Source organism: Glutamicibacter sp. NPDC087583, assembly GCF_044743685.1.
GTDB lineage: Bacteria > Actinomycetota > Actinomycetes > Actinomycetales > Micrococcaceae > Glutamicibacter.
Genome location: NZ_JBIUWY010000001.1, coordinates 764259 through 789582, shown reverse-complemented (window position 1 = coordinate 789582; position 25324 = coordinate 764259). Strand labels below are relative to the sequence as shown.

At 61.5% G+C, this 25324-nt stretch carries 23 protein-coding genes; 12 read left to right on the top strand and 11 right to left on the bottom strand.

Annotated features, from left to right (window positions below; translation table 11 throughout):
- Nucleotides 1–5: 5 nt before the first annotated feature.
- From sufC to ACIOU9_RS03740, 4 genes are all read right to left on the bottom strand, one after another.
- Entirely contained in the window at nucleotides 6–764 is a 759-nt protein-coding gene (sufC, locus tag ACIOU9_RS03755; protein ID WP_105656644.1) for a Fe-S cluster assembly ATPase SufC, read from the bottom strand.
- A gap of 61 nt (nucleotides 765–825) precedes the next feature.
- Nucleotides 826–2106 carry a Fe-S cluster assembly protein SufD gene (sufD, locus tag ACIOU9_RS03750; RefSeq protein ID WP_133834194.1) on the bottom strand — a complete coding sequence of 427 codons (1281 nt, stop codon included), beginning with the start codon at nucleotides 2104–2106 and terminating at the stop codon, nucleotides 826–828.
- Between the two features lie 2 nt (nucleotides 2107–2108).
- Nucleotides 2109–3569 (bottom strand): Fe-S cluster assembly protein SufB, encoded by a 1461-nt coding sequence (sufB, locus tag ACIOU9_RS03745; RefSeq protein WP_133834195.1) that lies wholly within the window; start codon nucleotides 3567–3569, stop codon nucleotides 2109–2111.
- Nucleotides 3566–4351: a metalloregulator ArsR/SmtB family transcription factor gene (locus ACIOU9_RS03740; protein WP_105656647.1), complete on the bottom strand. Its 786-nt coding sequence runs from the start codon at nucleotides 4349–4351 to the stop codon at nucleotides 3566–3568. The genes sufB and ACIOU9_RS03740 overlap by 4 nt, the downstream gene beginning before the upstream one ends.
- Before the next feature lie 190 nt (nucleotides 4352–4541).
- On the opposite strand from ACIOU9_RS03740, the gene ACIOU9_RS03735 reads away from it, so the two are divergent.
- Genes ACIOU9_RS03735 through ACIOU9_RS03725 form a run of 3 tightly spaced genes read left to right on the top strand, consistent with a single transcriptional unit; the run spans nucleotide 4542 to nucleotide 7227 of the window.
- Nucleotides 4542–5495: an ABC transporter ATP-binding protein gene (locus ACIOU9_RS03735; protein WP_402696072.1), complete on the top strand. Its 954-nt coding sequence runs from the start codon at nucleotides 4542–4544 to the stop codon at nucleotides 5493–5495.
- Entirely contained in the window at nucleotides 5492–6256 is a 765-nt protein-coding gene (locus tag ACIOU9_RS03730) for an ABC transporter permease (protein ID WP_402696070.1), read from the top strand. The genes ACIOU9_RS03735 and ACIOU9_RS03730 overlap by 4 nt, the downstream gene beginning before the upstream one ends.
- A 32-nt stretch (nucleotides 6257–6288) precedes the next feature.
- On the top strand, nucleotides 6289–7227 hold the full coding sequence (locus ACIOU9_RS03725) for a heme A synthase (RefSeq protein WP_105656845.1): 939 nt from the start codon (nucleotides 6289–6291) through the stop codon (nucleotides 7225–7227).
- Between the two features lie 61 nt (nucleotides 7228–7288).
- Here ACIOU9_RS03725 and ACIOU9_RS03720 read toward each other — a convergent pair whose 3' ends face one another.
- From ACIOU9_RS03720 to ACIOU9_RS03710, 3 genes are all read right to left on the bottom strand, one after another.
- Nucleotides 7289–8245 carry an HAAS signaling domain-containing protein gene (locus tag ACIOU9_RS03720; RefSeq protein ID WP_332727184.1) on the bottom strand — a complete coding sequence of 319 codons (957 nt, stop codon included), beginning with the start codon at nucleotides 8243–8245 and terminating at the stop codon, nucleotides 7289–7291.
- The gene (locus tag ACIOU9_RS03715; protein WP_105656651.1) at nucleotides 8229–8579 is read right to left on the bottom strand and encodes a PadR family transcriptional regulator; all 351 of its coding nucleotides are present in this window, start codon (nucleotides 8577–8579) and stop codon (nucleotides 8229–8231) included. The genes ACIOU9_RS03720 and ACIOU9_RS03715 overlap by 17 nt, the downstream gene beginning before the upstream one ends.
- 213 nt (nucleotides 8580–8792) lie before the next feature.
- The gene (locus ACIOU9_RS03710; RefSeq protein ID WP_105656652.1) at nucleotides 8793–9740 is read right to left on the bottom strand and encodes a heme o synthase; all 948 of its coding nucleotides are present in this window, start codon (nucleotides 9738–9740) and stop codon (nucleotides 8793–8795) included.
- A gap of 808 nt (nucleotides 9741–10548) precedes the next feature.
- Between ACIOU9_RS03710 and tkt the strand changes: the two genes are divergently transcribed.
- From tkt to ACIOU9_RS03665, 9 genes are all read left to right on the top strand, one after another.
- The gene (gene tkt / locus ACIOU9_RS03705) at nucleotides 10549–12663 is read left to right on the top strand and encodes a transketolase (protein WP_402696068.1); all 2115 of its coding nucleotides are present in this window, start codon (nucleotides 10549–10551) and stop codon (nucleotides 12661–12663) included.
- A gap of 18 nt (nucleotides 12664–12681) precedes the next feature.
- Entirely contained in the window at nucleotides 12682–13785 is a 1104-nt protein-coding gene (tal, locus tag ACIOU9_RS03700) for a transaldolase (protein ID WP_105656655.1), read from the top strand.
- Entirely contained in the window at nucleotides 13786–15360 is a 1575-nt protein-coding gene (locus ACIOU9_RS03695; RefSeq protein WP_402696066.1) for a glucose-6-phosphate isomerase, read from the top strand.
- Between the two features lie 6 nt (nucleotides 15361–15366).
- Nucleotides 15367–16887 carry a glucose-6-phosphate dehydrogenase gene (gene zwf / locus ACIOU9_RS03690; protein WP_105656657.1) on the top strand — a complete coding sequence of 507 codons (1521 nt, stop codon included), beginning with the start codon at nucleotides 15367–15369 and terminating at the stop codon, nucleotides 16885–16887.
- Nucleotides 16884–17825: a glucose-6-phosphate dehydrogenase assembly protein OpcA gene (locus tag ACIOU9_RS03685; RefSeq protein ID WP_105656658.1), complete on the top strand. Its 942-nt coding sequence runs from the start codon at nucleotides 16884–16886 to the stop codon at nucleotides 17823–17825. The genes zwf and ACIOU9_RS03685 overlap by 4 nt, the downstream gene beginning before the upstream one ends.
- Nucleotides 17815–18555, top strand: coding sequence for a 6-phosphogluconolactonase (pgl, locus tag ACIOU9_RS03680; RefSeq protein WP_105656659.1), 741 nt, complete (start codon nucleotides 17815–17817; stop codon nucleotides 18553–18555). The genes ACIOU9_RS03685 and pgl overlap by 11 nt, the downstream gene beginning before the upstream one ends.
- 91 nt (nucleotides 18556–18646) lie before the next feature.
- Nucleotides 18647–19630 carry an NAD(P)/FAD-dependent oxidoreductase gene (locus ACIOU9_RS03675; protein WP_402696064.1) on the top strand — a complete coding sequence of 328 codons (984 nt, stop codon included), beginning with the start codon at nucleotides 18647–18649 and terminating at the stop codon, nucleotides 19628–19630.
- 229 nt (nucleotides 19631–19859) lie between these two features.
- Nucleotides 19860–21221, top strand: a complete 1362-nt coding sequence (locus ACIOU9_RS03670) for a TrkH family potassium uptake protein (protein ID WP_105656661.1) — start codon at nucleotides 19860–19862, stop codon at nucleotides 21219–21221.
- The gene (locus tag ACIOU9_RS03665; RefSeq protein WP_181148794.1) at nucleotides 21214–21909 is read left to right on the top strand and encodes a TrkA family potassium uptake protein; all 696 of its coding nucleotides are present in this window, start codon (nucleotides 21214–21216) and stop codon (nucleotides 21907–21909) included. The genes ACIOU9_RS03670 and ACIOU9_RS03665 overlap by 8 nt, the downstream gene beginning before the upstream one ends.
- A gap of 66 nt (nucleotides 21910–21975) precedes the next feature.
- Here the strand turns inward: ACIOU9_RS03665 and secG are convergent, their stop codons facing one another.
- From secG to gap, 4 genes are read right to left on the bottom strand one after another with little or no spacing between them, the layout of a single operon-like run.
- Nucleotides 21976–22227 carry a preprotein translocase subunit SecG gene (secG, locus tag ACIOU9_RS03660; RefSeq protein ID WP_105656662.1) on the bottom strand — a complete coding sequence of 84 codons (252 nt, stop codon included), beginning with the start codon at nucleotides 22225–22227 and terminating at the stop codon, nucleotides 21976–21978.
- Between the two features lie 22 nt (nucleotides 22228–22249).
- Nucleotides 22250–23065 carry a triose-phosphate isomerase gene (gene tpiA, locus ACIOU9_RS03655; RefSeq protein WP_105656663.1) on the bottom strand — a complete coding sequence of 272 codons (816 nt, stop codon included), beginning with the start codon at nucleotides 23063–23065 and terminating at the stop codon, nucleotides 22250–22252.
- Nucleotides 23066–23067: 2 nt separating this feature from the next.
- Nucleotides 23068–24297, bottom strand: coding sequence for a phosphoglycerate kinase (locus ACIOU9_RS03650; RefSeq protein WP_133834207.1), 1230 nt, complete (start codon nucleotides 24295–24297; stop codon nucleotides 23068–23070).
- A gap of 16 nt (nucleotides 24298–24313) precedes the next feature.
- Complete coding sequence (gene gap / locus ACIOU9_RS03645; RefSeq protein WP_332498357.1) at nucleotides 24314–25321, bottom strand: type I glyceraldehyde-3-phosphate dehydrogenase; 1008 nt, start codon at nucleotides 25319–25321, stop codon at nucleotides 24314–24316.
- Between the last annotated feature and the right edge of the window lie 3 nt (nucleotides 25322–25324).

Genomic DNA, 25324 nt, shown 5'->3' with positions numbered 1-25324 from the left:
TAACCTTAGGCCTTGACGTTCAGGTAACGGTCGTAGCCTTCTTCTTCCAGACGGTCAGCCAGTTCCGGACCGCCCTGTTCTGCAACTCGGCCATCCACGAACACGTGCACGAATTCTGGCTTGATGTAGCGCAGGATGCGGGTGTAGTGGGTGATGAGCAGGGTGCCCATTTCGTTCTCGTCCTGTGCGCGGTTAACGCCCTCGGAGACAACCTTCAGAGCGTCGACGTCCAGGCCGGAGTCGGTCTCGTCCAGAACTGCGAACTTGGGCTTGAACAGTTCCAGCTGCAGGATCTCGACGCGCTTCTTCTCGCCACCGGAGAAGCCTTCGTTGACGTTACGGCCAGCGAAGTCGGCATCGATCTTCAGCTTGCTCATAGCTTCCTTGACGTCCTTGGTCCAAGTACGAAGCTTTGGAGCTTCGCCGTCGATGGCGGTCTTGGCGGTACGCAGGAAGTTGGTCATGGTTACGCCTGGTACCTCTACCGGGTACTGCATAGCCAGGAACAGGCCAGCCTTGGCGCGCTCGTCGACGCTCATCTCCAGGACATCTTCACCATCGAGGGTGATGGAGCCGGAGGTGACGTTGTAGCGCGGGTGGCCAGCGATGGTCGAAGCCAAGGTCGACTTGCCCGAGCCGTTAGGGCCCATGATTGCGTGGGTTTCGCCGGTCTTGATGGTCAGGGTTACACCCTTGAGAATTTCCTTCTCGCCCTGCTCGGTGTCAATCGAGACGTGCAGGTCCTTGATTTCCAGAGTAGACATACGTCGTTCCGTTTCTTTCTAAAAAGCGCTAAGGCTAAAAAGCTGGTGAAGCGAGCACTACCTAGTTCTCGGTAGCAGCCAATTCTTCTTCGATGGTGTCGGTCAGTCGCTCCTGCAGAGCCTCATCGCCGATCTGCTGAACGATTTCGTTCAGGAATCCGCGAACTACCAAGCGGCGTGCGGTCTTTTCATCGATGCCGCGAGCCATCAGGTAGAAGAGGTGCTCATCGTCGAAGCGGCCGGTGGTCGATGCGTGGCCAGCACCATCGATCAGACCGGTTTCGATTTCAAGGTTCGGAACCGAATCAGCGCGGGCGCCATCGGTCAGAACCAGGTTGCGGTTGGCTTCGTAGGAGTCGGTACCAACAGCAGCCTTCTGGATCAGCACATCGCCAACCCACACGGTGTGTGCGTCCTTGCCCTGCAGCGCACCCTTGTACAGCACGTTCGACTTGCAGTTGGCCACAGCGTGGTCAACGAACAAGCGGTGCTCCAGGTGCTGGCCGGCATCTGCGAAGTACAAGCCGTAGAGCTCGATCTCAGCGCGTTCGCCGGTGAAGCGAGCCGACGGGTTCACGCGAACCAGGTCGCCACCGAAGGAAACAACAATGTGCTTGAACGAAGCGCCAGCAGCTACCAGCGCCTGCTGCGAGGAAGCGTGAACGGCGTCATCTTCCCAAGCCTGCAGGGAGATCACGGTCAAGCGGGCGTTGGCCTGGACGTCGAACTCGACGTTCTGTGCCAGCACTGCCGAACCGACGTGGTCCAGCACAACAGTAGCCTCGGAATTTTCCTCGGCAACAACGATGAGGTGCTGAGCCGCCGCTGCCAGCGACTCGCCGGTGATGCGCAGGGTTGCGTTGGCACCTTCGGCGTTCTTCGGGATCGTCACAACGTGGGTCTCGGAAGCGAACTTCCAAGCGTTGGCCGACACGCGGTCATCCGGGGTATGCGCAACACCGTTCAGCGCGTCGCCAGCCGGAACAACCGACAGCTTGGCGATTCCGTTGCCGGCGAGCTCTATCTTGGGAGCCGCGCCGGTGAGGTCATCGCTGTGCAGGCCCTTCAGGCGCTTGAGCGGGGTGAAGCGCCAGTCCTCTTCACGACCGGTCAGCTTGGCGAAGTCATCTACATTGGTGCTGGTCAGTCGACCGGCACGCGATGAATCGGGAACTCCAACTCCGCCGCCGTGGCTGTGCGCCTTGGTGGAGGCACCGGCCAGCGGCGAGCTGTCGTTGTCGTTGATCGGCGAAAGGTCTTCGCCCTCTTCGGTGAAACCAGGAATCGATGGTGCGCCGATGCGCGCCTTCTCTGCTGGGATATGGGTGGTGGTCTCCGACATTCTTAGCCGACCGATCCTTCCATCTGAAGTTCAATAAGGCGGTTCAGTTCCAGCGCGTACTCCATAGGCAGCTCGCGTGCGATTGGCTCAACGAAGCCGCGCACGATCATTGCCATGGCCTCGTCCTCGGCCATGCCGCGGGACATCAGGTAGAACAGCTGCTCTTCGGAAACGCGCGAGACGGTCGCCTCGTGGCCCATGGTTACGTCGTCCTCGCGGACGTCGATGTACGGGTAGGTATCCGAACGCGAGATCTGGTCGACCAGCAACGCGTCGCAGACCACCGAGTTCTTGGTGCCCTTGGCGCCTTCCTGGACCTGGACCAGGCCGCGGTAAGCCGAGCGGCCACCGTTACGAGCCACCGACTTGGCCACAATGGCCGAAGAGGTGTTCGGAGCGATGTGGACCATCTTGGATCCGGTGTCCTGGTGCTGGCCCTCGCCGGCGAAGGCGATGGACAGGGTCTCACCCTTGGCGCGTTCGCCAACGAGGTAAACGGCTGGGTACTTCATGGTGACCTTCGAGCCGATGTTGCCATCGACCCATTCCATGGTGGCGCCTTCTTCGCAGACGGCACGCTTGGTCACCAGGTTGTAGACGTTGTTCGACCAGTTCTGGATCGTGGTGTAGCGAACGCGGGCGTCCTTCTTCACAATGATTTCCACAACGGCAGAGTGCAGCGAATCCGACTGGTAGATCGGTGCGGTGCAACCCTCGATGTAGTGAACGTAGGAGCCCTCATCAGCGATGATCAGGGTGCGTTCGAACTGGCCCATGTTTTCCGTGTTGATGCGGAAGTAAGCCTGCAGCGGGATCTCCACATGTACGCCCTTCGGGACGTACACGAACGAGCCGCCGGACCACACGGCAGTGTTCAGCGAAGCGAACTTGTTGTCGCCCGCTGGAATGACCGAGCCGAAGTACTCCTGGAAGATCTCCGGGTGCTCCTTCAGTCCAGTGTCGGTGTCAAGGAAGATGACGCCCTGGGCTTCAAGGTCTTCACGCAGCTGGTGGTAGACAACCTCGGACTCGTACTGGGCGGCAACGCCGGACACCAGACGCTGCTTTTCAGCCTCTGGAATACCCAACTTGTCGTAGGTGTTCTTGATGTCTTCTGGAAGTTCTTCCCAGGAGGTCGCCTGCTTCTCGGTGGAACGCACGAAGTACTTGATGTTGTCGAAATCAATACCCGAGAGGTCTGGACCCCAGGTAGGCATTGGCTTGCGATCGAAGTACTTCAGCGCCTTCTGGCGACGCTCCAGCATCCATTCTGGCTCGGACTTCAGGGCGGAAATATTCGCCACTACGTCCTTGTCGACGCCACGGCGCGCATTTGCACCCGCGTCGTTCTTGTCTGACCAGCCGTATTCGTAATTGCCGATTCCGTGGAGTTCGGGGTTCTTCTCCAGAATTTCGGAAATTACACCCGGGTCGGCAGACTCCTGTGCAATCTGATCCGTCATCGCGGCCTCTCCTGCTTCGTGAACTGAATTCGAGTTCTTTTCTCAGCGCGCATTGGCGCCTTTTCACGCCCCACAGGGATGTGGGTCGTGCACACGTGTCCTCCACCGGCCAAGGTCGACAGTCGTCGGACGTCGACGCCTAGCAAGCGGGCGAACATTTCCGTTTCCATGTCGCAAAACACTGGAAACTCTCGTGCCAAGTCTTGTATCGGGCAGTGTCCCTGGCATAGCTGCACGCTATGCATCAGGGCAGTTGCCACTTTGGTATCCACTTTTCGGGTGTATCCCACGAATCCATCTGCACTGAGCAAATTGCCCAGCACCTCGGCTCGTGCTTCCAGCCCTTCAACGCCGACCAGCGCCTTGGCGTATCGGTCTTCCATTGATGCGAAGCGGTTACGCGCAAACTTGCGAATCGCGTCCTCTCCGGCCGCATCGCCGAGCATCTTCAATGCGTCGGAAGCAATCTCCAGGTAATCGTTGCCCAACTTCGTCTGCCCGCGGTGCGAAAGCACGTAGCGACGCGACGGACGTCCAGCACCGGTTTTCTGGTTGGCTACCAGTTTCACCTCTACGAGTCCCGATTTTGAGAGCGCGTCGAGGTGACGGCGGACCGCAGCAGGCGTGAAGCCCAGCTTGCTTCCAAGCTCGGCAGCACTGACCGGCCCGTCCTCGAGTACTGCGTACAGGACGCGGTCGCGCGTACGCTCCTCGGTATCCCCAACTGCGCCAACTGTCGCGGCAGTGGAGCCACTAGCTGATTCTGAATTTGATGAATACACAACACAATCATGCGTAAATTTTTGCTCTAGGTCTAGTAAGGAAGGACTTACTAAGGACATGCTTGCCCGACTAGTGCGTTACTTGAATCGAACCTCTGACACTCCCATTGTCCCGCCCACCTCAACGGAACTCGAGGGTTGGTGACAAAACACTCAGCTCAGCCAGTTCGACATGTCGTAGAATGTTTCAGTGTCTTCTGTAACTCCCAGCCTTGTCATCAACGAGCTGGCTAAAGATTTAGGTCCAGTCCCCGCCTTGGACAATCGCATGTTGCGAGTCCTGGAGTCGGTGTCCCTAAAAGCTTATCCGGGTCAGGTCACCACGCTTTTAGGAGCTAACGGAGCCGGCAAATCCACGACCCTCGCTTGTGCCCAGGGGCTGCTTCAGCCCGAAGGCGGAACCGTCAAACTCCTGGGCCAGAACCCCTTCGGCGACAATCCCGAATTGCGTTCCCGCGTCGGAGTCATGCTCCAAGACGGAGGGTTGCCACCCTCAATGCGACCGGTTCCGCTCTTGAGGCACGTCGCTTCCCTCTATCAGAAGCCCATTGATATTGATGCGTTGATCACACGGTTGGATCTCGAATCATTTGGCACCCGCACGATCCGCCGTCTCTCTGGTGGCCAGAAGCAGCGCGTCGCCTTGGCCCTGGCGCTGGCCGGAGATCCGGAAGTGCTCTTCCTCGATGAACCAAGTGCTGGGCTGGATCCGCAGTCCCGCCAGGTAGTCTTCGACCTCATTGCCGAACTTCGCGATGCAGGAAAGGCCATCATCCTCACCACCCACCTCATGGATGACGCGCAACGCCTCAGCGACTACGTCTACATCATCGACAAGGGCTGCACCGTGGCGCAAGGCACCGTGGCCGAGCTGACGGCCCGCGCTGCCGAAGACCAGGACACCCGCCCGGTGTCCTTCTCCGCCCCAGCAGGGCTGCGCCTACCTGAACCACCGGCAGGATTGCACCTGGAGGAGACCGGAGCCGGCCAATACCGGCTCGACGGGGTCAACTCCCCCGAACACTTGAACTGGCTAACCCATTGGTGGCTCCAGGAGGGCATTTTGCCAACCGAGCTCAACTTGCAGTCACGAAGCCTCGAAGACGTTTTCCTTGAAATCGCACAGAAGGAGGGAAGGGCATGAGCCAAACACAGGCACGCTCCAATGCTGTCTCGCCACTGCGCCGAATCCTGAACCAGGGTAAATACGAATCCATCCAGATGCTCAGCAATGGCGAACAGCTCATTCTCGCTGTTGTCATGCCGCTCATTGCGCTCTTCGTGCTCACCCTGACCGATCTGGTCAAGGATGTCGCAGACCGCAGCATTGATGCCGCCGTTCCTGGCGTCTTGGCCTTGTGCGTCATTTCGACGGCTTTCACCGGGCAGGGAATTGGCACCGGATTTGACCGCCGCTATGGCGTGCTGACCATGTTCTCCACTACGCCGCTGGGGAAAACCGGACTGATTTTCGGCAAGGTCATTGCCGTGCTGTCGGTCCTGCTGATCCAGGTCGTCTTAATCTGCTCTGTCTCCTTGTTGTTCCTGGACTGGCATCCGAACCCTTGGGGCATTGCTCCGGCTATACTCTTCCTGTTCTTGGGCGCAGCCGCGTTTACCGCGCTAGGCCTGCTGATTGCCGGCACCGTCCGCCCTGAAGCGACGTTGGCGATCACCAACCTTGCCTGGATCCTGCTGGCCGGTGCCGGCGGTGTCCTCTACCCCTTGAGCATGGCCCCTGATTGGGCCCAGCCAACCCTGAATGCGCTGCCATCGGCAGCGCTGGGCGATGCCATGCGCGATGCCCTGATCCACGGCCAGTTCAGCATTGCTGGCCTTATCTTCTTGATCCTTTGGTCAGCAGTTGGCTCCTTTGCAGCCATCAAGCTGTTCAAATGGAGCTGACCACCACCCAAATTCCGAAAAGGGAGATTTCAATGTCTTCAGCCCAAGCCACCCAGAGCTGGGCCGATAAACTGCCCACGAAGGTCACTCGCCTCGTGCATGGTCTCGCGATCGCATCCCTGATCTCGCAGATTGGCATTATCGTCACCGGTGGAGCCGTACGCTTGACGAATTCGGGCCTCGGCTGCTCCCACTGGCCCAATTGCGTTCCCGGTTCGATGACCCCTGTCCCGGAAATGGGCATCCATGGAATCATCGAGTTCGGCAACCGCCTGCTGACCTTTGTCCTGCTGGTCATCGCTGTCGCGTTCCTGATCTCCATCTGGAAGATGCGCCCTACCCACCGCACCCTGTTCAAGCTGTCCATCGGCTTGCTCGCCGGCATCGCGTTGCAGGCACTCATCGGAGCCATCACCGTGTGGACCGGACTGAACGCTTGGGTCGTTTCGGTGCACTTCCTGATTTCCGGCGCACTGGTCATCATGGCAACATTCCAGGTGAACCGCACCGCCAAGGAACTGAAGAACCGCAAGTTCGATCAGAGCAGCAAGTCGATCCGCCAGCTCTCCTTCGCCGCATGGATCTTCTCCCTGCTCGCAGTGGCATTCGGAACTATCGTGACCGGCACCGGACCGCATGCAGGCGATGCCGATGCCCCGCGCCACTTGTTCGATCCGCTGCTGGTAACCCGCATGCATACTGCTCCGGTGTACTTGCTCGTTGCCGCAACCATCGTGGTGCTGATTCTGGCCTACAAGCAGGGCGGAAACATCCAGCTTCGTATCGCCATCTGGTGGCTTGTCGCGGCAATTGCGGTCCAGGCAGCAATCGGCTACATCCAGCATTTCAATGGGCTGCCAGTCGCCCTGGTACTCTCCCACATGCTCGGCGCGAGCTTGCTGCTTGCCGCCTCCGCAAACGTCTGGGATCGGGCTGCCATCCTTCCGGAATACCAGCGCAACGATTCCTAGAATCCTGAGTAAATGACTGGGGGTTGCCCTGCACTCGATGTGCAAGGCAACCCCCAGTTGCTTAACGCTGTCCCCCGGCCGTTCCACGGCGCGTGAACCACATCAAACCATAAAGTCCAAAGAAGAAATAGACTGTTCCGGCTAGCCAGAATGCCGCAAGCAGCAGGCCTTGATCCACGGTGGAAACCGCAAGAAGGGCGGCGCCGTTAGCGCAGGTAGCCCATAGAGCAATCCGGGAATTGGACAAGAACCCGATGCCGCAGGCCAAGCCCAGGGCAAGGTATGCGTATACGGCGACGTTCGGCTCGATACTCGTGAACGATGCGGCTCCCAGGAGCACGACTGGCAATAGCAGAGCAGTGCCACCAATGATGCGGATCAACTTTGAACGCGGTTCTCGATTCACCGATTTGGACGAACGCCCATTGATTCCGACTAGCATCCATGCTGCGACCATTGACGGGATATAGAAGATTCCACTGCTGGTAATTAATCCGGCAACGAGCGCTGTCATGCACAAGGCCGCCGCGTAGCCGTAGATTCGTGCCGTTTTTCCCTTCATGACCGCGGTGGCCGCTACGCCAAGTCCGAATATTGCGAAGATCAGCAGTTGCAATGCGCCTTGCTCATATATCGAGTCGTAGCTACTGCCCTCACCTTCTGGCACAGAAGCGCCAAAAATCAGGTCACCCAGGGTATCTGCCAGAGTCGTATCGATGATGGAGACAAGGACACCGAGGACCAGTGCCACCGCACCGAGCACCAAGCTATTCCTGCGTAGGATGGCCCGCTCCTGCGGAGCCGCGTACTCGGCCATCAGAGGGGCTGCAACAGTTTCAGGACTGCCTAGCGCGGCGAGGATCTGGTCATCATCCCTGCCTAGGGCTCGGCCATCCTCGATATGCTGCGCCACATCCTCCAGAAGCTCTAAGCCCATATCCCTTGGAGCACCGCGCAGGAGCTTCCCCAATTCCCGCAAATACGCTTCCGCACTGTACTGCTCAGCTGTCGATGCCATGTTGCTCTCCAAGTAGATCGGTGACTTGCATTGAAATTGCTTCCCATACCCCGCGGAACTCGCCAACCATCAGATGCCCGTGCTCGGTAATGGTGTAGTACTTCCGTTTGCGTCCCGACGCGCCTTCTTCCCAGTAGGTTTCTACCAGCCCAGTGGCTTTCATGCGCGCCAGCAACGGATACAGGCTCCCCTCGCCGGCGGTAAGCTTCCGCGCGGTGAGCTCTTCTGCCAGCTCCAACCCGTATTTATCTCCGCTGGCTAACGAAGCCAGCACACAGTACTCAAGGACGCCCTTGCGTATATTCGTGGCGATTTTCTCGCGTTGATCGGACATGCGATAACCATACCTTGCGTAGCAAGACTTGCATAGCAAGATCTAGTCTTATTTCCCTCGATGAGAGTAATTTCTGCCTAAACGCATAGTGCGCATGCATTGGCCGATGCGAAGGGCAACTACGCTCGAACGCAGAAAAGCGCCCTTCCTGGAATCCATTTTCATTTGGATTCCAGGAAGGGCGCTAACCGACGCTCAGCTGCGGCGTTGAACCTAGCCGAACAGCGGGCTACCCACGAACGGGTCAATGGCCAAGGCCAGGAATACGATCGACAAGTAGGTAATGGAGATATGGAAGACCTTCATGGCCTTGCGGTTGATCTCAGCCGGCTTATGGTCGCTCTGCGCTTCGCGGTAGAGCACGTGCGATTCGTAGACGAACCAGATGCCCGCGCCACCAGCGATTGCGGTGTAAACGATTCCTGCGCTACCCAGTGGGACCAGCAGCATCGAGCAAACGACAGTGGCCCAAGCGTAGAGCACAACCTGTACCGAAACGCGGCGAGCGTTGGCGATCGCGCCCAGCATAGGCACTGAAGCCGCGTTGTAGTCATCCGCATACTTCATGGACAGCGGCCAGTAATGCGGCGGGGTCCAGAGGAAGATCACCAGGAACAGGATGATCGCTGGCCATTCAATTGTGTTGGTCACTGCGGCCCAAGCGATCAGCACAGGCATGCAGCCGGCGATGCCACCCCAGACAATGTTCTGAGCGGTACGGCGCTTGAGGATCAAAGTGTAGAACACGACGTAGAGGAGGATTGCAGCCAGGCCCAAGGCGGTCGTCAGCGGATTGGTGCCAACCCAGAGAACCACCAGGGAGGCTATGGCCAATACCCAAGAGAAGACCAGTGCTTCCCTCGGGGTGAGGTCCCCAGTGACTAAAGGGCGCCCCTTGGTACGCTTCATCAACTTATCCATATCGCGATCGATATAGCAGTTGAATGCACCAGAAGCACCTGCGGCCATAGCTCCACCAACAAGGGTGGAGATCATGAGCCAGACGGAGGGGAAACCCCGTTCGGCAAAGATCATGGTCGGAAGGGTGCTCACTAGCAGCAACTCGATTACGCGAGGCTTCGTCAACGCCACGTAGGCATTGGCCTTGCGCTTCAGAAAATCGCCGGCATTTTCATCAGGCTGACGCGATGCGCGGGGCACTGATGCTGCGGCGACACTTTGAGTCTTCAATTAAACGCACTCAGTTCTTCACGGGTACAAGACAGACACTGTCATTCTACGCTGGATAGAAATTGATTGAAACTCCCCAGGAGAGGATCACAGTTGAAAAATGGTGATTTGGCTCAATTCAAGACGCTACAATCGCCTGCCCGGCGGCTAGCCATGCACCTTTGCGGCTTCACGCTCCCATCGGATTCTGCTCCTCGAACCGATCTTCCGCAGGCAGCCCCCGCCCCAACCAGCGTTTCCCGCGTACCGTTGCAGCACGCCAAAGTCGACAAGCCGGGAGCCTTCGATGGAATAACCCCGCGCGGCGGGAGAACTCATCCAGTTCCAAATGCCCAACAGCATTTCGGCAGATTGCGCGCGGTCCCCCGGACCCTGCTCCCAAATGAACAAAGATGGCAACTGATGGCCGCTAGTGGAACAAATCTTGTTCTTTGTAGCGTTGGCTGGTTGCCGTGCACCGGCTGGCAGAAGTGCCCGGCCACCCATATCCCCCGGCTGCCACCTGCGCACGAATGCGCAGAATGCCTGAGCAATTCGCTCACGCCGTGGCATGAATAGCCGTATCAAGTCCACCTTCTGCGCAAACCGAATAATTCTGTGTCATCTTGCTAAATCCAACGCCCCAATACGCCTTTTCGCGATAGAGTTGACTCAGATTGCGCCGTCGCGACCTGCATCCCTCTGAATAAAGCACAGCCGGAGGAAGCAGGAGGCGACGGCGTATTGCGTGTCAGCGGGAGATATCTCCCGTCCAAGCCTGAATGGAAGGAACGCCGCTGTGGCGACTGAATCCTTAGTAGAAGAATTCTCACTGACCGAGTTGGACCGTAAGGCCATCGACACCACCCGTGTCCTGGCAGCCGACGCCGTCGAAAAGGTTGGCAATGGCCACCCCGGTACCGCAATGAGCTTGGCTCCGGCCGCCTACTTGATTTTCCAGAAGCACCTGCGCCACGATCCGAAGGATCCGAACTGGATCGGCCGCGACCGTTTCGTGCTTTCCCCGGGCCACACCTCGCTGACCCTGTACCTGCAGCTGTTCCTCTCGGGCTACGGTCTGGAGATGGAAGACATCGAAGCGCTGCGCACCTGGGGCGCCAAGACCCCGGGCCACCCGGAGTTCGGCCACACCGCCGGCGTTGAGATCACCACCGGTCCGCTGGGCCAGGGCCTGGCTTCCGCCGTTGGTTTCGCCTACTCCCAGCGCCGCATGCGCGGCCTGCTGGATCCAGCTGCCGAGGCAGGGACCAGCCCGTTCGACCACACTGTCTACGTCATCGCTTCCGATGGCGACCTGCAGGAAGGCGTCACCTCCGAGGCCTCCTCGCTGGCCGGCCACCAGGAACTGGGCAACCTCGTTGTGATCTACGATGACAACAAGATCTCCATCGAGAACGACACCGACATCGCCTTCACCGAAGACGTGCTGGGCCGCTACGAGTCCTACGGCTGGCACACCCAGCGCGTGGACTGGACCGTCACCGGAGAATACGTCGAGGACATGGCCGCACTCGATGCTGCTGTGCGCGCCGCGAAGGCCGAGACCTCCCGCCCATCGATCATCAGCCTGCGCACCATCATCGGATGGCCATCGCCGACCAAGCAGAACACCGGCGGCATCCACGGCTCGAAGCTGGGTACCGAGGAAGTTTCCGGCCTGAAGACGATCCTGGGCTTCGACCCCGAGAAGAACTTCCAGATCGAGGACGATGTACTGGCTCACGCCCGCGAGGTCGTAACCCGCGGTGCGCAGCTGCACGCCTCGTGGAACGAGACCTTCGAGGCCTGGAAGTCAGCCAATCCGGAAGAAGCCGCCCTGCTTGAGCGCCTGCAGGCTGGCGAATTGCCAGAGGGCTGGACCGAGAAGATCCCGGCCTTCGAGCCAGGCTCCACCATGGCTACCCGCGCCGCGTCGGGCAAGGTCATCAACGCGATCGCCGATGAATTGCCAGAACTCTGGGGCGGCTCTGCCGACCTCGCCGGTTCGAACAACACCACCATCGAGACCGCGAAGTCCTTCGCTCCCGAGCGCCGCTCCACCGATTCCTGGTCCGCCAGCCCGTTCGGCCGCGTGCTGCACTTCGGCATCCGCGAGCACGCCGCCGCCTCGATCGTGAACGGCATCGTGCTCTCCAGCCCGACCCGTGCATTCTCCGGAACCTTCCTGATCTTCTCGGACTACCAGCGTCCGGCGATCCGCTTGGCCGCGCTGATGGGTGTCCCCTCGATCTTCGTGTGGACCCACGACTCCATCGGCCTGGGCGAAGACGGCCCGACCCACCAGCCAGTGGAGCAGCTCGCTTCGCTGCGCATCATCCCCAACTTCGACGTCGTCCGCCCAGCGGATGCCAACGAAGTCGCCTACGCATGGCGCGGCATCCTCGAGCTGACCGACACCCCGTCGGGCATCGTCCTCTCCCGTCAGAACCTGCCAATCTACGACCGCGCGGCCACCGGCTTCCGCGGCGCCGAAGGCACGCTGAAGGGCGGCTACATCCTCGCCGAGGCTGTGCGCGATGGCGCGGAGACCACTCCGGATGTCATCTTGCTGGCCACCGGCTCCGAGGTCGAGCTGGCTATCGAAGCCCGCGAAGCCCTGGCTGCCAAGAACGTCGCGGCCCGCGTCGTTTCGCTGCCGTCGCTGGAATGGTTCGCCAAGCAGGACGCGGCCTACCGCGAAGAGGTCCTGCCGGCAGCCATCACCGCCCGCGTTTCGGTTGAAGCCGGCGTGGCCCAGGGCTGGCGCGAGCTGGTCGGCGCGCACGGCGAAATCATTTCGCTGGATCACTTCGGCGCTTCCGCCGATTACAAGAAGCTGTACTCCGAGTTCGGCATCACCACCGAGGCTGTTGTAGCCGCTGCCGAAACCTCCATGCAGAACGCTGCCAAGTAAGGAACCGAAGTAAAGATTATGAGCAACCCGAATACCCAGGCCCTGTCCGATGCCGGCGTCTCCATCTGGCTGGACGACCTTTCGCGTGAACGGCTGACCAGCGGCTCGCTGGCCAAGCTGATCGAAGAGAAGAACGTGGTCGGCGTGACAACCAACCCGGCAATCTTCGCGGCATCGCTGTCCAAGGCAGAGGTGTACGGCGAGGCCATCGCCGAGCAGAAGCACCGCTCGGTGGAAGACGCGATCACCGAAATCACCAGCGACGACGTGGCAGCTGCCTGCGACCTGTTCAAGGGCGTCTACGAGTCCTCCCAGGGCTTCGACGGCCGCGTGTCCATCGAGGTCGATCCCCGCCTGGCTCACGAGACCGCACCAACCATCGCCCAGGCCAAGGCCCTGTACGAACGCGTGAACCGCGAGAATGTGCTGATCAAGATCCCGGCAACCGTCGAGGGCCTGGAAGCCATCACCGAAACCATTGCCGCCGGCATTTCGGTGAACGTCACCCTGATCTTCTCGCTGGAACGCTACCGCGAGGTCATCAACGCCTACCTGCTGGGCCTGGAGAAGGCCCACGCTGCCGGCGTGGACCTGTCCAAGATCCACTCGGTCGCTTCCTTCTTCGTTTCCCGCGTGGATTCGGAAATCGACAAGCGCCTGGACGCCATCGGCACCGATGCCGCGGCCGCCGTGCGCGGCCAGGCCGGCGTGGCCAATGCCCGCCTGGCTTACCAGGTCTTCGAAGAGTCCTTCGCTTCGGCACGCTACGAGGTGCTGGCAGCTGCCGGCGCCAACGTCCAGCGTCCGCTGTGGGCTTCGACCGGCGTGAAGGATCCTGCCTACCCATCGACCCTGTACGTGACCGAACTGGTCGCGCCGCAGACCGTGAACACCATGCCGGAGAAGACCCTGGACGCCACCGCGGCTGAAGCCGAGGTGCGCGGCAACGCGATCGCCGGCGGCTACGATGCGGCCAACCGCGTGCTGGACAAGCTCGCTGCACTGGGCATCGACTACAACGAGGTCGTGGACCTGCTCGAGGTCGAAGGCGTTCAGAAGTTCGACGTCGCATGGAACGAGCTGCTTGAGGACATGGCTGTGGCATTGAAGGGAGCCAAGTAGATGGAGCTTGGTCTGGTAACCTCCGGCGAGGCCCTGGCCTCCGTCGATGCGTTGCTCCCGAAGCTGATCGAAGCGAAGATCGGCAGCCGCATCGCCGCCCAGGACCCGACCATTTGGGGTCCTGAGACAGAAGCTGAATCGGCCATCCGCCTCGGTTGGGTCAACCCCTTCGAGGCAGCTGGCAAACTGATCCCGCAGATCCTGGATCTGCGCGATGAGCTGCAAGAAGAGGGCCTGACCCGCATCGTGCTGTGCGGCATGGGCGGCTCCTCGCTGGCTCCTGAGGTCATCACCGCCCATGACGAGGTGGAACTGGTCATCTGCGACACCACCGATCCGTCGATGGTCAAGCAGATCGTGGAAACCGACCTGCAGCGCACCGTCGTGGTGGTTGCTTCCAAGTCGGGTTCCACCGTGGAAACCGATTCGCAGCGCCGTGCGTTCACCGCAGCTTTCCAGGCTGCCGGCATTGATCCGGCGACCCGCTTGGTGCTGGTCACCGATCCGGGCTCGCCCATGGATAATCCTGATGGCGTGCGCGCGGTATTCACTGCGGATCCGAATGTCGGCGGGCGCTACTCGGCGCTGACCGCTTTCGGCCTGGTCCCTTCGGGCCTGGCCGGCGCGGACATCGAAGCCCTGGTTGAAGAATCCGGGCTGATCAACGATGTGCTGGCTCTGGACGACGAGGACAACCTCGCGCTGCACCTGGGTGCCGCCATGGCTACCGCGGGCCGCGACAAGCTGCTGATTGCCTGTGTGGGCGATGCCCTGCCGGGCTTCGGCGATTGGGCCGAGCAGCTGATCGCCGAGTCCACCGGCAAGGAAGGCAAGGGCGTGCTGCCTGTTGCCGCGCATGTGGATGCACCGGAGCTGGCGAACCCGGCTCAGGACGTGCTGCCGCTGTTCGTCTACGACGCGCTGCCTGAGGATTTCGACGAGGACGCCACCGCCGTGCACTTCAGTGCACCGCTGGGCACCGCCTTCATGATCTTCGAGTACGCCACCGCCGTGGCCGGCTACCTGCTGGGCATCAGCCCCTTCGACCAGCCTGATGTCGAGGCCGCGAAGATCGCCGCCCGTTCCATGCTCGATGCTCCGGCGCAGAGCGCACCGGATGCAGTGGACGGACCAGTTGAGCTCTACGGCACCGGGGCCAAGACCTTGGAGGCGGCTGTGGAGCAGCTCGCCGCGCAGCTTCCGGCAGACGGCTACCTCGCCATCCAGGCATACCTGAACCGCAATGCGGACCAGGAGCTTGCCGCGCTGCGCGATCTGCTCGCCAAGAAGACCGGCCGTCCAGTCACCTTCGGCTGGGGTCCGCGCTTCTTGCACTCCACCGGCCAGTACCACAAGGGCGGCCCGGCACAGGGCGTGTTCTTGCAGGTCACCGCGGATCACAAGGAAGACCTTGGGATCCCGGAGCGTCCGTACACCTTCGGCGGCCTGATCACCGCCCAGGCGATCGGCGATGGCGCAGTACTGGCTGACGCCGAACATAACCGCCCAGTGCTGCGCGTGAACCTCACGGACCGCGCCGCCGGAATCGCTGCCCTGCTAGAGGCAGCGAAGTAAGGCACTATGAGCAACCCACTACGCGACGCCCGCGACCGGCGGCTTAACCGCATTGCCGGTCCGGGCGCGCTGGTGTTCTTCGGAATCACCGGCGACCTTGCCCGCAAGAAACTCATGCCAGCGGTCTACGACCTGGCTAACCGCGGACTGCTTCCCCCGAATTTTGCGATTGTCGGCTTCGGCCGCCGCGACTGGACGGCACAGGACTTCGCCGACCAGGCCCGCGAATGGATCCTCGCCAGCGCCCGCACCCCCTTCAACGAAACCGTGTTCGCCCAGCTGGCCGCCGGCATGCGCTTCATCTCCGGCGCCTTCGACGATGATGGCGCCTACGAGAAGCTGGCCGCGACCCTGGACGAACTGGCCGAATCCCGGTCCACCGGGCGCAACCACGCCTTCTACCTCTCGATCCCGCCGAGCTGGTTCGAGGTTGTCTGCCAGAAGCTCTCCGAGCACAAGCTGGCCAAGGACAAGAACCCGGGCTGGGAACGCGTGGTCATCGAGAAGCCCTTCGGCCACGACCTGCAAAGCGCCCGCGAACTGAACGAGATCGTGGAGTCCGTGTTCCCGCCGGACGCGGTGTTCCGCATCGACCACTATCTGGGCAAGGAAACCGTGCAGAACCTGCTGGCTCTGCGTTTCGGCAACCAGATGTTCGAGCCGCTGTGGAACAACAAGTACGTGGACCACGTGCAGATCACCATGGCCGAGGACATCGGCATTGGCGGCCGCGCCAGCTACTACGACGGTGTGGGCGCCGCCCGCGACGTCATCCAGAACCACCTGCTCCAGCTGCTGGCGCTGACCGCCATGGAGGAACCCATTTCCTTCGACGCGGACCACCTGCGCAGCGAAAAGGAGAAGGTGCTCACCGCCGTCCAGCTGCCCGAGGACCTGGGCGCGGCCAGTGCCCGCGGCCAGTACACCTCTGGCTGGCAGGGCGCCGAGGAGGTCGTCGGCTTCCTCGACGAGGAGGGCTTCAACCCGAAGTCCAAAACCGAGACCTACGCGGCGGTGCGCCTGAACATCAATACCCGCCGCTGGTCCGGGGTGCCGTTCTACCTGCGTGCCGGCAAGCGCCTGGGCCGCCGCGTCACCGAAATCGCGGTGGTCTTCAAGAAGGCGCCGAACCTGCTGTTCACCGACCACAAGGACGACGAATTCGGCCAGAACGCGTTCGTGATCCGCGTGCAGCCCGATGAAGGCGCGACCATCCGCTTCTCCTCCAAGGTGCCCGGCACCCAGATGGAGATCCGCGATGTGACCATGGACTTCGGCTACGGCAACGCCTTCACCGAATCCTCGCCCGAGGCCTACGAGCGGCTGATCCTCGATGTGCTGCTCGGTGAGCCGCCGCTGTTCCCGCGCCATGAGGAAGTCGAGCAGTCCTGGCGCATCCTGGATCCTTTTGAGGAGTTCTGGGCCTCGCAGCCCACCCAGCCCGATCCCTACGCTCCGGGCTCCTGGGGACCCGAAAGCAGCGATGAGCTGATGGCCAAGGATGGAAGGACCTGGAGACGACCATGATGATCGATCTTCCCAACACCACCACCTCCAAGGTGGCCAAGAAGCTGATCTCCTCGCGCCGCACCCACGGCGTGGTAGCGCTCTCCCGCGTGATGACCCTGGTGGTCATCACCCGCGAGGGGTTCGCCGAGAACGCGATCGAGGCGGCCAACCTGGCCAGCCGCGAGCACCCCTGCCGGATCATCGTGGTGGTCCGCGGCAACAAGTCCGAGGCCAACCGGCTGGACGTGCAAATCCGCGTGGGCGGGGACGCCGGCGCCTCCGAGGTGATCGTGATGCGCACCTACGGCCCGGATGTCGTGGCCGACGAGGCGCTGATCTCCGCACTGCTGCTGCCCGATGCGCCGATCGTAGCCTGGTGGCCGCATGGCGTGCCGCAGGATCCGGCCGGCACCGCGCTGGGCAAGCTGGCGCACCGCCGCATCACCGATTCGGCGGAAACCGAAGACCCCACCGCCGCGCTGTTCAGCCGCATCGAGACCTACCAGGCCGGCGACACCGACCTCGCCTGGACGCGGCTGACCCTGTGGCGTGCCCAGCTGGCGAGCATCATCGACCTGATCGGCACCGAGGGGCTCTCGGGCATCACCGTGAAGGGCTCGGATAATTCCCCGTCCACCACCTTGCTGGCCGCCTGGCTGACCCTGTGCCTGGACGTCCCGGTGACCATCGCCGCGGACAAGTCCAATGGCGGGCTCTCCAGCGTCCGGCTGGCACGCGAAGCCGGCGACGTGGAGCTTTCGCGCCCTTCCGGCGCGGTAGCCCACCTTTACCTGCCCGGATCGGCCCCGCAACGCATCTCCCTGCCACGGCGTTCGGTGGCCGAATGCCTGGCCGAAGAGATGCGCCGCCTGGACGCCGATGACGTCTTCGGCGAGGTCATCACCAAGGGCCTGAACCTGACCAACCTGAGGAGCATCAGATCCAGTGATCGCTAGGCAAATACTGATCCATGAGAACCCGGAAGCTACCGCCCACGCCATTGCGGCCCGGCTGATCACCGCGATCGCCGATGCACTGGCCGCCCGCGGAGTTGCCCACGTGGTGGTGACCGGCGGTTCGCTGGGCATCGCCGCCCTGGAAGCCGTCGCGGCCAACCCCGCCAAGGCCTCGGTCAACTGGTCGCAGGTGCACTTCTGGTGGGGCGACGAGCGCTTTGTCGCCACCGATTCAGCAGATCGCAACGTGCTGCAGGCCGCAGCCCTGTTCGACGCGCTGGATGAATTGGGCCTGGACCGCGCCACCGTGCACGCCATGGGCGCCAGCGACAAGTACGAGTCCGCCGAGCAGGCCGCCGCGGCCTACGCCGAGGAACTGGCCGGGGAAGCCGAAGACAGCGCCTTGAACCCCGCGTTCGATGTGCTGATGCTGGGCATGGGCCCGGACTCGCATGTCGCCTCGCTCTTCCCGAACCACACCCGGTCCGATGAGCCAGGAGTCATCGCGGTCCACGACTCCCCCAAGCCGCCTGCGCACCGCGTCACGCTCACCATGGGCACCATCAACACCGCCAAGGAGGTCTGGCTGATCGTGGCCGGTGCCGACAAGGCGCCGGCGCTGGCCAAGGCCCAGCACGAGGTCAACGAGACCGCTGTCCCGGCCTCCGCCGTGCACGGCACCCAAGCGACCCGCTGGATCATCGACCGCGCCGCGGCCACCTTGCTCTAGCCTGCACCGCATCGCCGGTGCCGCGATCCTGCACTCCAGGATCACGGCACCGGCCTTTGCTTTCCCCTCGCCACCTGCCCGAAAGGTTCCCATGCATTCCGCCCCGCTGCCCGATGCCGCGCAGCCATCCCGCAAGGTCACGGTGATCGGCGCCGGCGTCATCGGGCTCTCCACCGCCCATGAGCTGGCTGCCGCCGGCCACCAGGTCACCGTCATCGCCGACCAGCTGCCGCTGCAGACCGTCTCCGCGGTGGCCGCAGCCATCTGGTTCCCGTACCACTCGCAGAACTCCGCAGCCGCCGATCTGCTGCTCGCCCGTTCGCTGGCACGCTTCGAGGAGCTCTCCGGCATCAAGGAAACCGGCATCGACCTGCGCCGCGGCCTGAATCTGGAAGCGTCCCCGGAGGAAGACCGCTCTTGGGCACAGATCGTCGCCAACGCCGCCGAAGCCCCAGCAGAAGACATCCCGCGCATTGCCGCCGCCGGCATGCGTGCCACCGTCCCGGTGATCACTATGCCTCTCTACCTCTCCTGGCTGCATGAACAAGCCTTGGCCAAGGGCGTCAAGTTCATCCAGCGCACCATCGGATCCATCGACGAGTTGCAGGAAGAGGCCGACGCCGTCGTATTGGCCACGGGCCTGCGCGGCGGCGAACTCACCGGGGATGACGGCACTGTCTACCCCATCCGAGGCCAGGTGATTCGCCTGGCAAACACCGCAGGGTTGGTCCACTGGCTCTGCTATGACGAGCATCCCCAGGGCGTCACCTACATCATTCCGCGCCGCGATGACATCATTGTTGGCGGTACCGACGTGGCCAACGACTTCAACGCCGAGGTCGACCCGCAGACCGCCACCGACATGCTGCGCCGTGCCATCGGCCTGGTCCCCCAGCTGGCCGGCTGCGAGATCCTGGAGCACAAGGTGGGGCTGCGCCCGGCACGCGAGACGATCCGCTTGGAGCGCGTCGACGGGCACGCGGTGCCTGTCATTGCGGCCTACGGCCACGGCGGGGCTGGGGTCACCCTTTCCTGGGGTACCGCACAGCGGGTCGTGGAATTGCTCGAAACTTAGCAGTACCAGCGGCAAACCGGCAGCCACGCGTTTTCCGCGTGGCTGCCGGTCTGCTTTAACCGGCGGCGGGACTGTGGCAGAACGGACCAGGCGCTCCCGCAGGTCCGCTATCAACTACGGGCCAGGTGACGGGAATCACCATTGACACCGGCTTTTCCGAGCGTATTATTTCATTCGTACTACTCGTCCCACGGTTTCGCGAGACGTTATTTCGACCATTGCGATCTCCATGAATCTTCCCAATGCGCGGTCCGCCGCGCAGCACAGCGTGCTGGCCAAACCCGCACGCGCAGTAGCCTTCGCCTTTGCCGGCGCAATCCTCATTGGCGGATTGCTCCTGTCTTCACCGGCGGCCAACACGCAAGGCACCTTCACATCCTTGGTGGACGGGATCTTCACCGCGACGTCAGCGGTGTGCGTCACCGGCCTGACTGTCTTGGATACGGCAACCCACTACACCCTCTTCGGCAAGATCGTCATCCTGGTCCTGATTCAGGTCGGCGGCCTGGGTCTGATGCTCGTCGCATCATTGCTGAGCATGCTGGTCATGGGCCGAATCGGCTACCTCACCCGGCTCTCCACCCAGCGCGAAAGCTCCGCCGTTTCCGGCGCCGACGTGCGCACCTCGGCATTGATGATCATCAAGCTGTCACTGGCCATCGAATCCGCAGTGGCCTTCGTCTTGGCCCTCCGCTTCTGGCTGGCCTACGACTACGAACCCGCCAGGGCGATCTGGCATGGCCTGTTCCATGCGGTCTCTTCCTTCAATAACGCGGGATTCGCCCTCTACTCGAATAACCTGATGGATTTCGTCGCGGACCCGTGGCTATGCATCCCCATCAGCATCGCCATCATCCTCGGCGGCTTGGGCTTCCCGGTTCTGGTCCAGCTCAGGCATCACTGGCGGAATTCGCTGAAGTGGACGATGAACACTCGCCTGGTCCTGCTCATGACCGCATTGCTGCTGCTTGGCGGCACCATCTTCATCACCGCCATGGAATGGTCCAATCCGAAGACGCTGGGCGAGCTTGAACCTGCCCAGCGGATCCTGGCTGGATTCTTCCAATCGGTGCAGACACGTACCGCTGGCTTCAATTCCATCGATATCGGCGCGATGCATCCAGCCTCCTGGCTGGGCATGGATGTGCTGATGTTCATCGGCGGAGGGCCTGCCGGCACCGCCGGCGGCATTAAGATCACCACGGCTGCGATCCTGCTGTTCATCATCATGACCGAACTTCGCGGCGAGACCGCCGTCAATGTCCTAGGCAAGCGCCTGTCCCGCTCGGTGCACCGGCAGGCCATCACGGTGGCGCTGATGGGCGTAGCGGCGGTATTCGTCGGCACCATGGGCCTGCTGCTGCTGACCGGCTATTCCCTGGACCGCTGCCTCTTTGAAGCCACCTCCGCATTCGGCACCGTCGGGCTGTCCACCGGCATTACCCCGGATTTGCCGGACCCTGCCAAGGGCATCCTCATTGCATTGATGTACCTGGGCCGCGTCGGGGTCCTCTCGCTGGGCTCCGCGCTGGCCCTGCGCGATCGAAAAGCGCTCTACGAACTCCCCAAGGAAAGGCCTTCAATTGGCTAAGCTACTGAATTTTCGAAATGACGCCAAGGGCCTGTCTAAGGCGGACTCCGTTGCAGTGATCGGGCTCGGGCGATTTGGCGAATCCCTGGCCCTGGAACTGATGAAGTCCGGTACCCATGTCCTGGGCATTGACGTGCACGAGAACATCGTCCAGTCCCTGAATGGGGAATTGACTCAGGTGGTTCGCGCCGACGCCTCAAGCCGGGAAATCCTTGAACAGCTCTCGATCCACGAGTTCGACCGCGTGGTGGTTGCCGTAGGCAGCCACCTGCAGTCATCCATCCTGTGCTGCTCGCTCTTGGTCAGCATGGGGATCCCGCAGATCTGGGCCAAGGCGCAGGACGATCGGCACGGTCTGATCCTGGAGCAGCTCGGAATCCACCACATCGTCTACCCGGAGAAGGACATGGGCAAGCGAGTCGCCCACCTGGTGCGCGGATCCATGATGGACTACCTGGAAGTCGATCCAGGCTATGCCATGGTGAAAATGAGCGCACCAGCCACATTGCACGGTGTGAAACTCAGTGATGCCGGGGTACGCAATAAATACCGGGTGACCATCGCTGCCACGACCAATGCGGCCGGCGAATGGAAGAACACGGACGGAAACACCGTCCTGCAGACCGGAGACAAGATCCTCGTGCTGGGATCGATTGCCGATACCGAGAAGTTCGGGCAACTGGCCTGAGACGCGCAATAGGCGCCTTCCACATGATGTGGAAGGCGCCTATTGACTGCTACGGAAGGGTACTGCCTAGGCTTCGATGCTGAATCGCAGGACCAGAGCGAGGCCGATAATCACGGCACCCCAGATCAGACCAAGAATAATGGTGATGCGGTTCAGGTTGCGCTCGGCTACACCCGAAGATCCCATTGAGCTGGTCATGCCGCCGCCGAACATGTCGGACATACCGCCACCACGGCCCTTGTGCAAAAGGATCAGCAGGGTCAGCAGGACGCTTGTAATGCCCAGCAATACCTGCAAAATGATCTTGATAATATCCAAGTCGACGGTTCCTTAGTTAGATTCAGTCGGTGACGAGATGATGCTCGAACCTGACAATATTAGCAAATTCCTCGGCATCCAGGCTGGCACCGCCAACCAACACGCCATCAACATCGCGTTCGCGCATGATCGATGCGGCATTTGCTGCCTTAACACTACCGCCATAGAGCAGTTGAGTCTTCTCGGCAATCTCTGCACCGAAGCGTTCAGCCAGCGCACCGCGAATTGCGGCGCACATTTCCTGCGCGTCAGCTGGTCCGGCAACTTCGCCCGTACCGATGGCCCAGACTGGTTCGTAGGCGATGACCAGGCTTGCGGCCTGCTCAGCGGTTACGCCTTCCAGCGACTGAGCCAACTGGTCCAGGGTGAATGCCACATGCTCGCCGGCCTTGCGTACTTCCAGGCCTTCGCCGACGCAGAGCATCGGGGTCAGGTCGTGGCGGTAGGCAGCAGCCAGCTTGGCGGCAATCACCTGGTTGGTTTCATTGTGGTACTCGCGACGCTCGGAGTGGCCTACCAAAACGTAGGTGCAGCCGAGCTTCTTGAGGAACTGGCCCGAAATTTCACCAGTGTACGCACCTGAGTCCTGTGCGGACAGATCCTGGGCACCGTAAACGATATCCAGTTTGTCGCCCAGGGTCAGTGTCTGCACGCCGCGGATGTCGGTGAAGGGAGGGAACACTGCGACCTCGGCACGATCGTAATCGTGCTCATGGTCCTTCAGGGTCCACGCCAGCTTCTGCACCAGGGTGATGCCCTGGACGTGGTCCATGTTCATCTTCCAGTTGCCGGCAATCAGCGGCTGGCGCACAAAGGCGCCGTTCTGCGAAATGGTCATTATTAGCCTTCCAATGCGGCAACACCCGGCAGGGTCTTGCCTTCGAGGTACTCCAGCGAAGCGCCGCCACCGGTGGAGATATGGCCGAAGTCATCCTCCGAGAAGCCCAGTGCGCGCACGGCTGCAGCGGAATCGCCGCCGCCTACGACGCTGAACGCTTCCGAGTCCGCCAGAGCCTGCGCGACGGTACGGGTACCTTCGGCGAAAGCAGGGATCTCGAAGACGCCCATCGGGCCATTCCAGAACACGGTATTTGCGCTGGTGATGTAGCTTGCGAACAGTTCAGCGGACTTTGGTCCGATGTCCAGGCCAAGGCCGTTGGAGCCGAAGCTGGCTTCTTCGATCATGTCTGCGGCCAGCACCTCGTGCTCTGCGTCGGCACCGAACTTGCTTGCCACTACGACGTCGCTAGGCACGATGATGTCGCAGCCGAGCTTCTCGGCCCGCTGCAGGTATTCCTGGCAGGTCGCGATCTGGTCTTCTTCAAGCAGCGAGCTGCCAATGGCGAAGCCCTGCGCCTTGAGGAAAGTGAAGGCCATGCCGCCACCGATCAGCAGCTGATCGGCCTTGCCCAGTAGGTTGTCGATGACAGCGAGCTTGTCCGATACCTTGGACCCTCCGAGCACCACAACGTATGGGCGCTTCGGGGCCTCGGTCAGGGTCTTGAGGACCTTGACCTCGGTAGCAACCAGGTCGCCCTGGTAGCTAGGGAGCAGACTGGCGATGTCGTAGACCGAAGCGTGCTTCCGGTGCACAGCACCGAAAGCGTCGTTCACGTAAGCGCCGTTCTGACCGGTCAGCGCAGCCAATTCCTTGGCGAACTCTTCGCGCTGCGCATCATCCTTGGAGGTTTCGCGAGCATCGAAGCGGACGTTCTCCAGAACCAGCACGGAGCCCTCTTCGAGGTTTGCCGCCAACTGGCGAGCGGAGTCGCCCACCACGTCTTCGGCAACAGCTACGTCGAAGTCAGCCAGTTCGTCCAGGCGGTTAGCCGCAGGAGCGATGGAGTACTTGGCATCGACCTGGCCCTTGGGGCGTCCCAAGTGGGCCATTACGATGACCTTTGCGCCAGCTTCAGCCAGCTTGCCGATGACTGGCAGCGACGCGCGGACGCGGCCATCATCGGTCACAGTTGCACCGTCGAGCGGTACGTTCAGGTCACTGCGGACCAGAACGTACCGTCCGCGGACGCCGTTGTCAGCGATCAATTCGTCAATGGTGTGAGAAGACATGTCTCTAGGTTATCGACTAGAGGCTGGATCCCACGAATTCAACGAGGTCAACAAGTCGCGAGGAGTAGCCCCACTCGTTGTCGTACCACGCGACGACCTTCACGCTGTTGCCCATCACGGTGGTCAGACCGGAGTCGAAAACTGCCGAGTGGGGGTTGGTCACGATGTCCGAAGAAACCAGTGGATCGGTGGAGTACTCAAGGTATCCGCTCAATGCACCCTCGGCAGCTGCCTTCTCGAATGCTGCGTTGATTTCTTCCACAGTTGCGGTGCGGGCCAGGTTCACGGTCAGGTCGGTGGCCGAACCGGTTGGAACTGGTACGCGCATAGCGTAACCGTGCAGCTTGCCCTTCAGCTCTGGGAGCACCACGCCGATGGCCTTTGCGGCACCGGTCGAGGTCGGGATGACGTTCAGCGCCGCGGCGCGGGCACGGCGTGGGTCGCTGTGCGGTGCATCCTGCAGGCGCTGGTCTGCGGTGTAAGCGTGGATGGTGGTCATCAGGCCATCAACAATGCCGAACTCTTCGTTCAGCACCTTGGCTACTGGAGCCAGGCAGTTGGTGGTGCATGACGCGTTCGAAATGATGGCGTGGTTTGCAGGATCGTACTTGTCCTGGTTGACGCCCATCACGATGGTGATGTCTTCATTCTTGGCAGGAGCCGAGATGATGACCTTCTTTGCGCCAGCAGCTACGTGCTTCTTGGCGTCTTCTGCGTTGGTGAAGAATCCGGTCGATTCAATGACGACATCGACGTTCAATTCGCCCCATGGAAGGTTGGCTGGCTCGCGCTCAGACAGAACCTTGATACGGCGTTCTCCGACGACGATGGTATCGCCGTCCACGGATACCAGCTCGCCCACTGGGCCGAGCACGGAATCGAACTTCACCAGGTGAGCAAGCGAATCGATTGAACCAAGGTCATTGACGGCGACGATTTCAATGTCTGCCTTATGGGCCAGAACTGCACGCAGGAAGTTGCGTCCGATACGACCGAAACCATTGATTCCAACACGGGTTGTCACGTG

Coding starts and splice junctions, on each gene's coding strand:
- sufB (WP_133834195.1), bottom strand. CDS start 3,569: ATGACGGATCAGATTGCACAGGAGTCTGCCGACCCGGGTGTAATTTCC.
- ACIOU9_RS03720 (WP_332727184.1), bottom strand. CDS start 8,245: ATGGCATCGACAGCTGAGCAGTACAGTGCGGAAGCGTATTTGCGGGAA.
- ACIOU9_RS03695 (WP_402696066.1), top strand. CDS start 13,786: ATGGAGCTTGGTCTGGTAACCTCCGGCGAGGCCCTGGCCTCCGTCGAT.
- zwf (WP_105656657.1), top strand. CDS start 15,367: ATGAGCAACCCACTACGCGACGCCCGCGACCGGCGGCTTAACCGCATT.
- sufD (WP_133834194.1), bottom strand. CDS start 2,106: ATGTCGGAGACCACCACCCATATCCCAGCAGAGAAGGCGCGCATCGGC.
- sufC (WP_105656644.1), bottom strand. CDS start 764: ATGTCTACTCTGGAAATCAAGGACCTGCACGTCTCGATTGACACCGAG.
- ACIOU9_RS03670 (WP_105656661.1), top strand. CDS start 19,860: ATGAATCTTCCCAATGCGCGGTCCGCCGCGCAGCACAGCGTGCTGGCC.
- ACIOU9_RS03730 (WP_402696070.1), top strand. CDS start 5,492: ATGAGCCAAACACAGGCACGCTCCAATGCTGTCTCGCCACTGCGCCGA.
- ACIOU9_RS03715 (WP_105656651.1), bottom strand. CDS start 8,579: ATGTCCGATCAACGCGAGAAAATCGCCACGAATATACGCAAGGGCGTC.
- tpiA (WP_105656663.1), bottom strand. CDS start 23,065: ATGACCATTTCGCAGAACGGCGCCTTTGTGCGCCAGCCGCTGATTGCC.
- ACIOU9_RS03725 (WP_105656845.1), top strand. CDS start 6,289: ATGTCTTCAGCCCAAGCCACCCAGAGCTGGGCCGATAAACTGCCCACG.
- ACIOU9_RS03675 (WP_402696064.1), top strand. CDS start 18,647: ATGCATTCCGCCCCGCTGCCCGATGCCGCGCAGCCATCCCGCAAGGTC.
- ACIOU9_RS03650 (WP_133834207.1), bottom strand. CDS start 24,297: ATGTCTTCTCACACCATTGACGAATTGATCGCTGACAACGGCGTCCGC.
- tal (WP_105656655.1), top strand. CDS start 12,682: ATGAGCAACCCGAATACCCAGGCCCTGTCCGATGCCGGCGTCTCCATC.
- ACIOU9_RS03685 (WP_105656658.1), top strand. CDS start 16,884: ATGATGATCGATCTTCCCAACACCACCACCTCCAAGGTGGCCAAGAAG.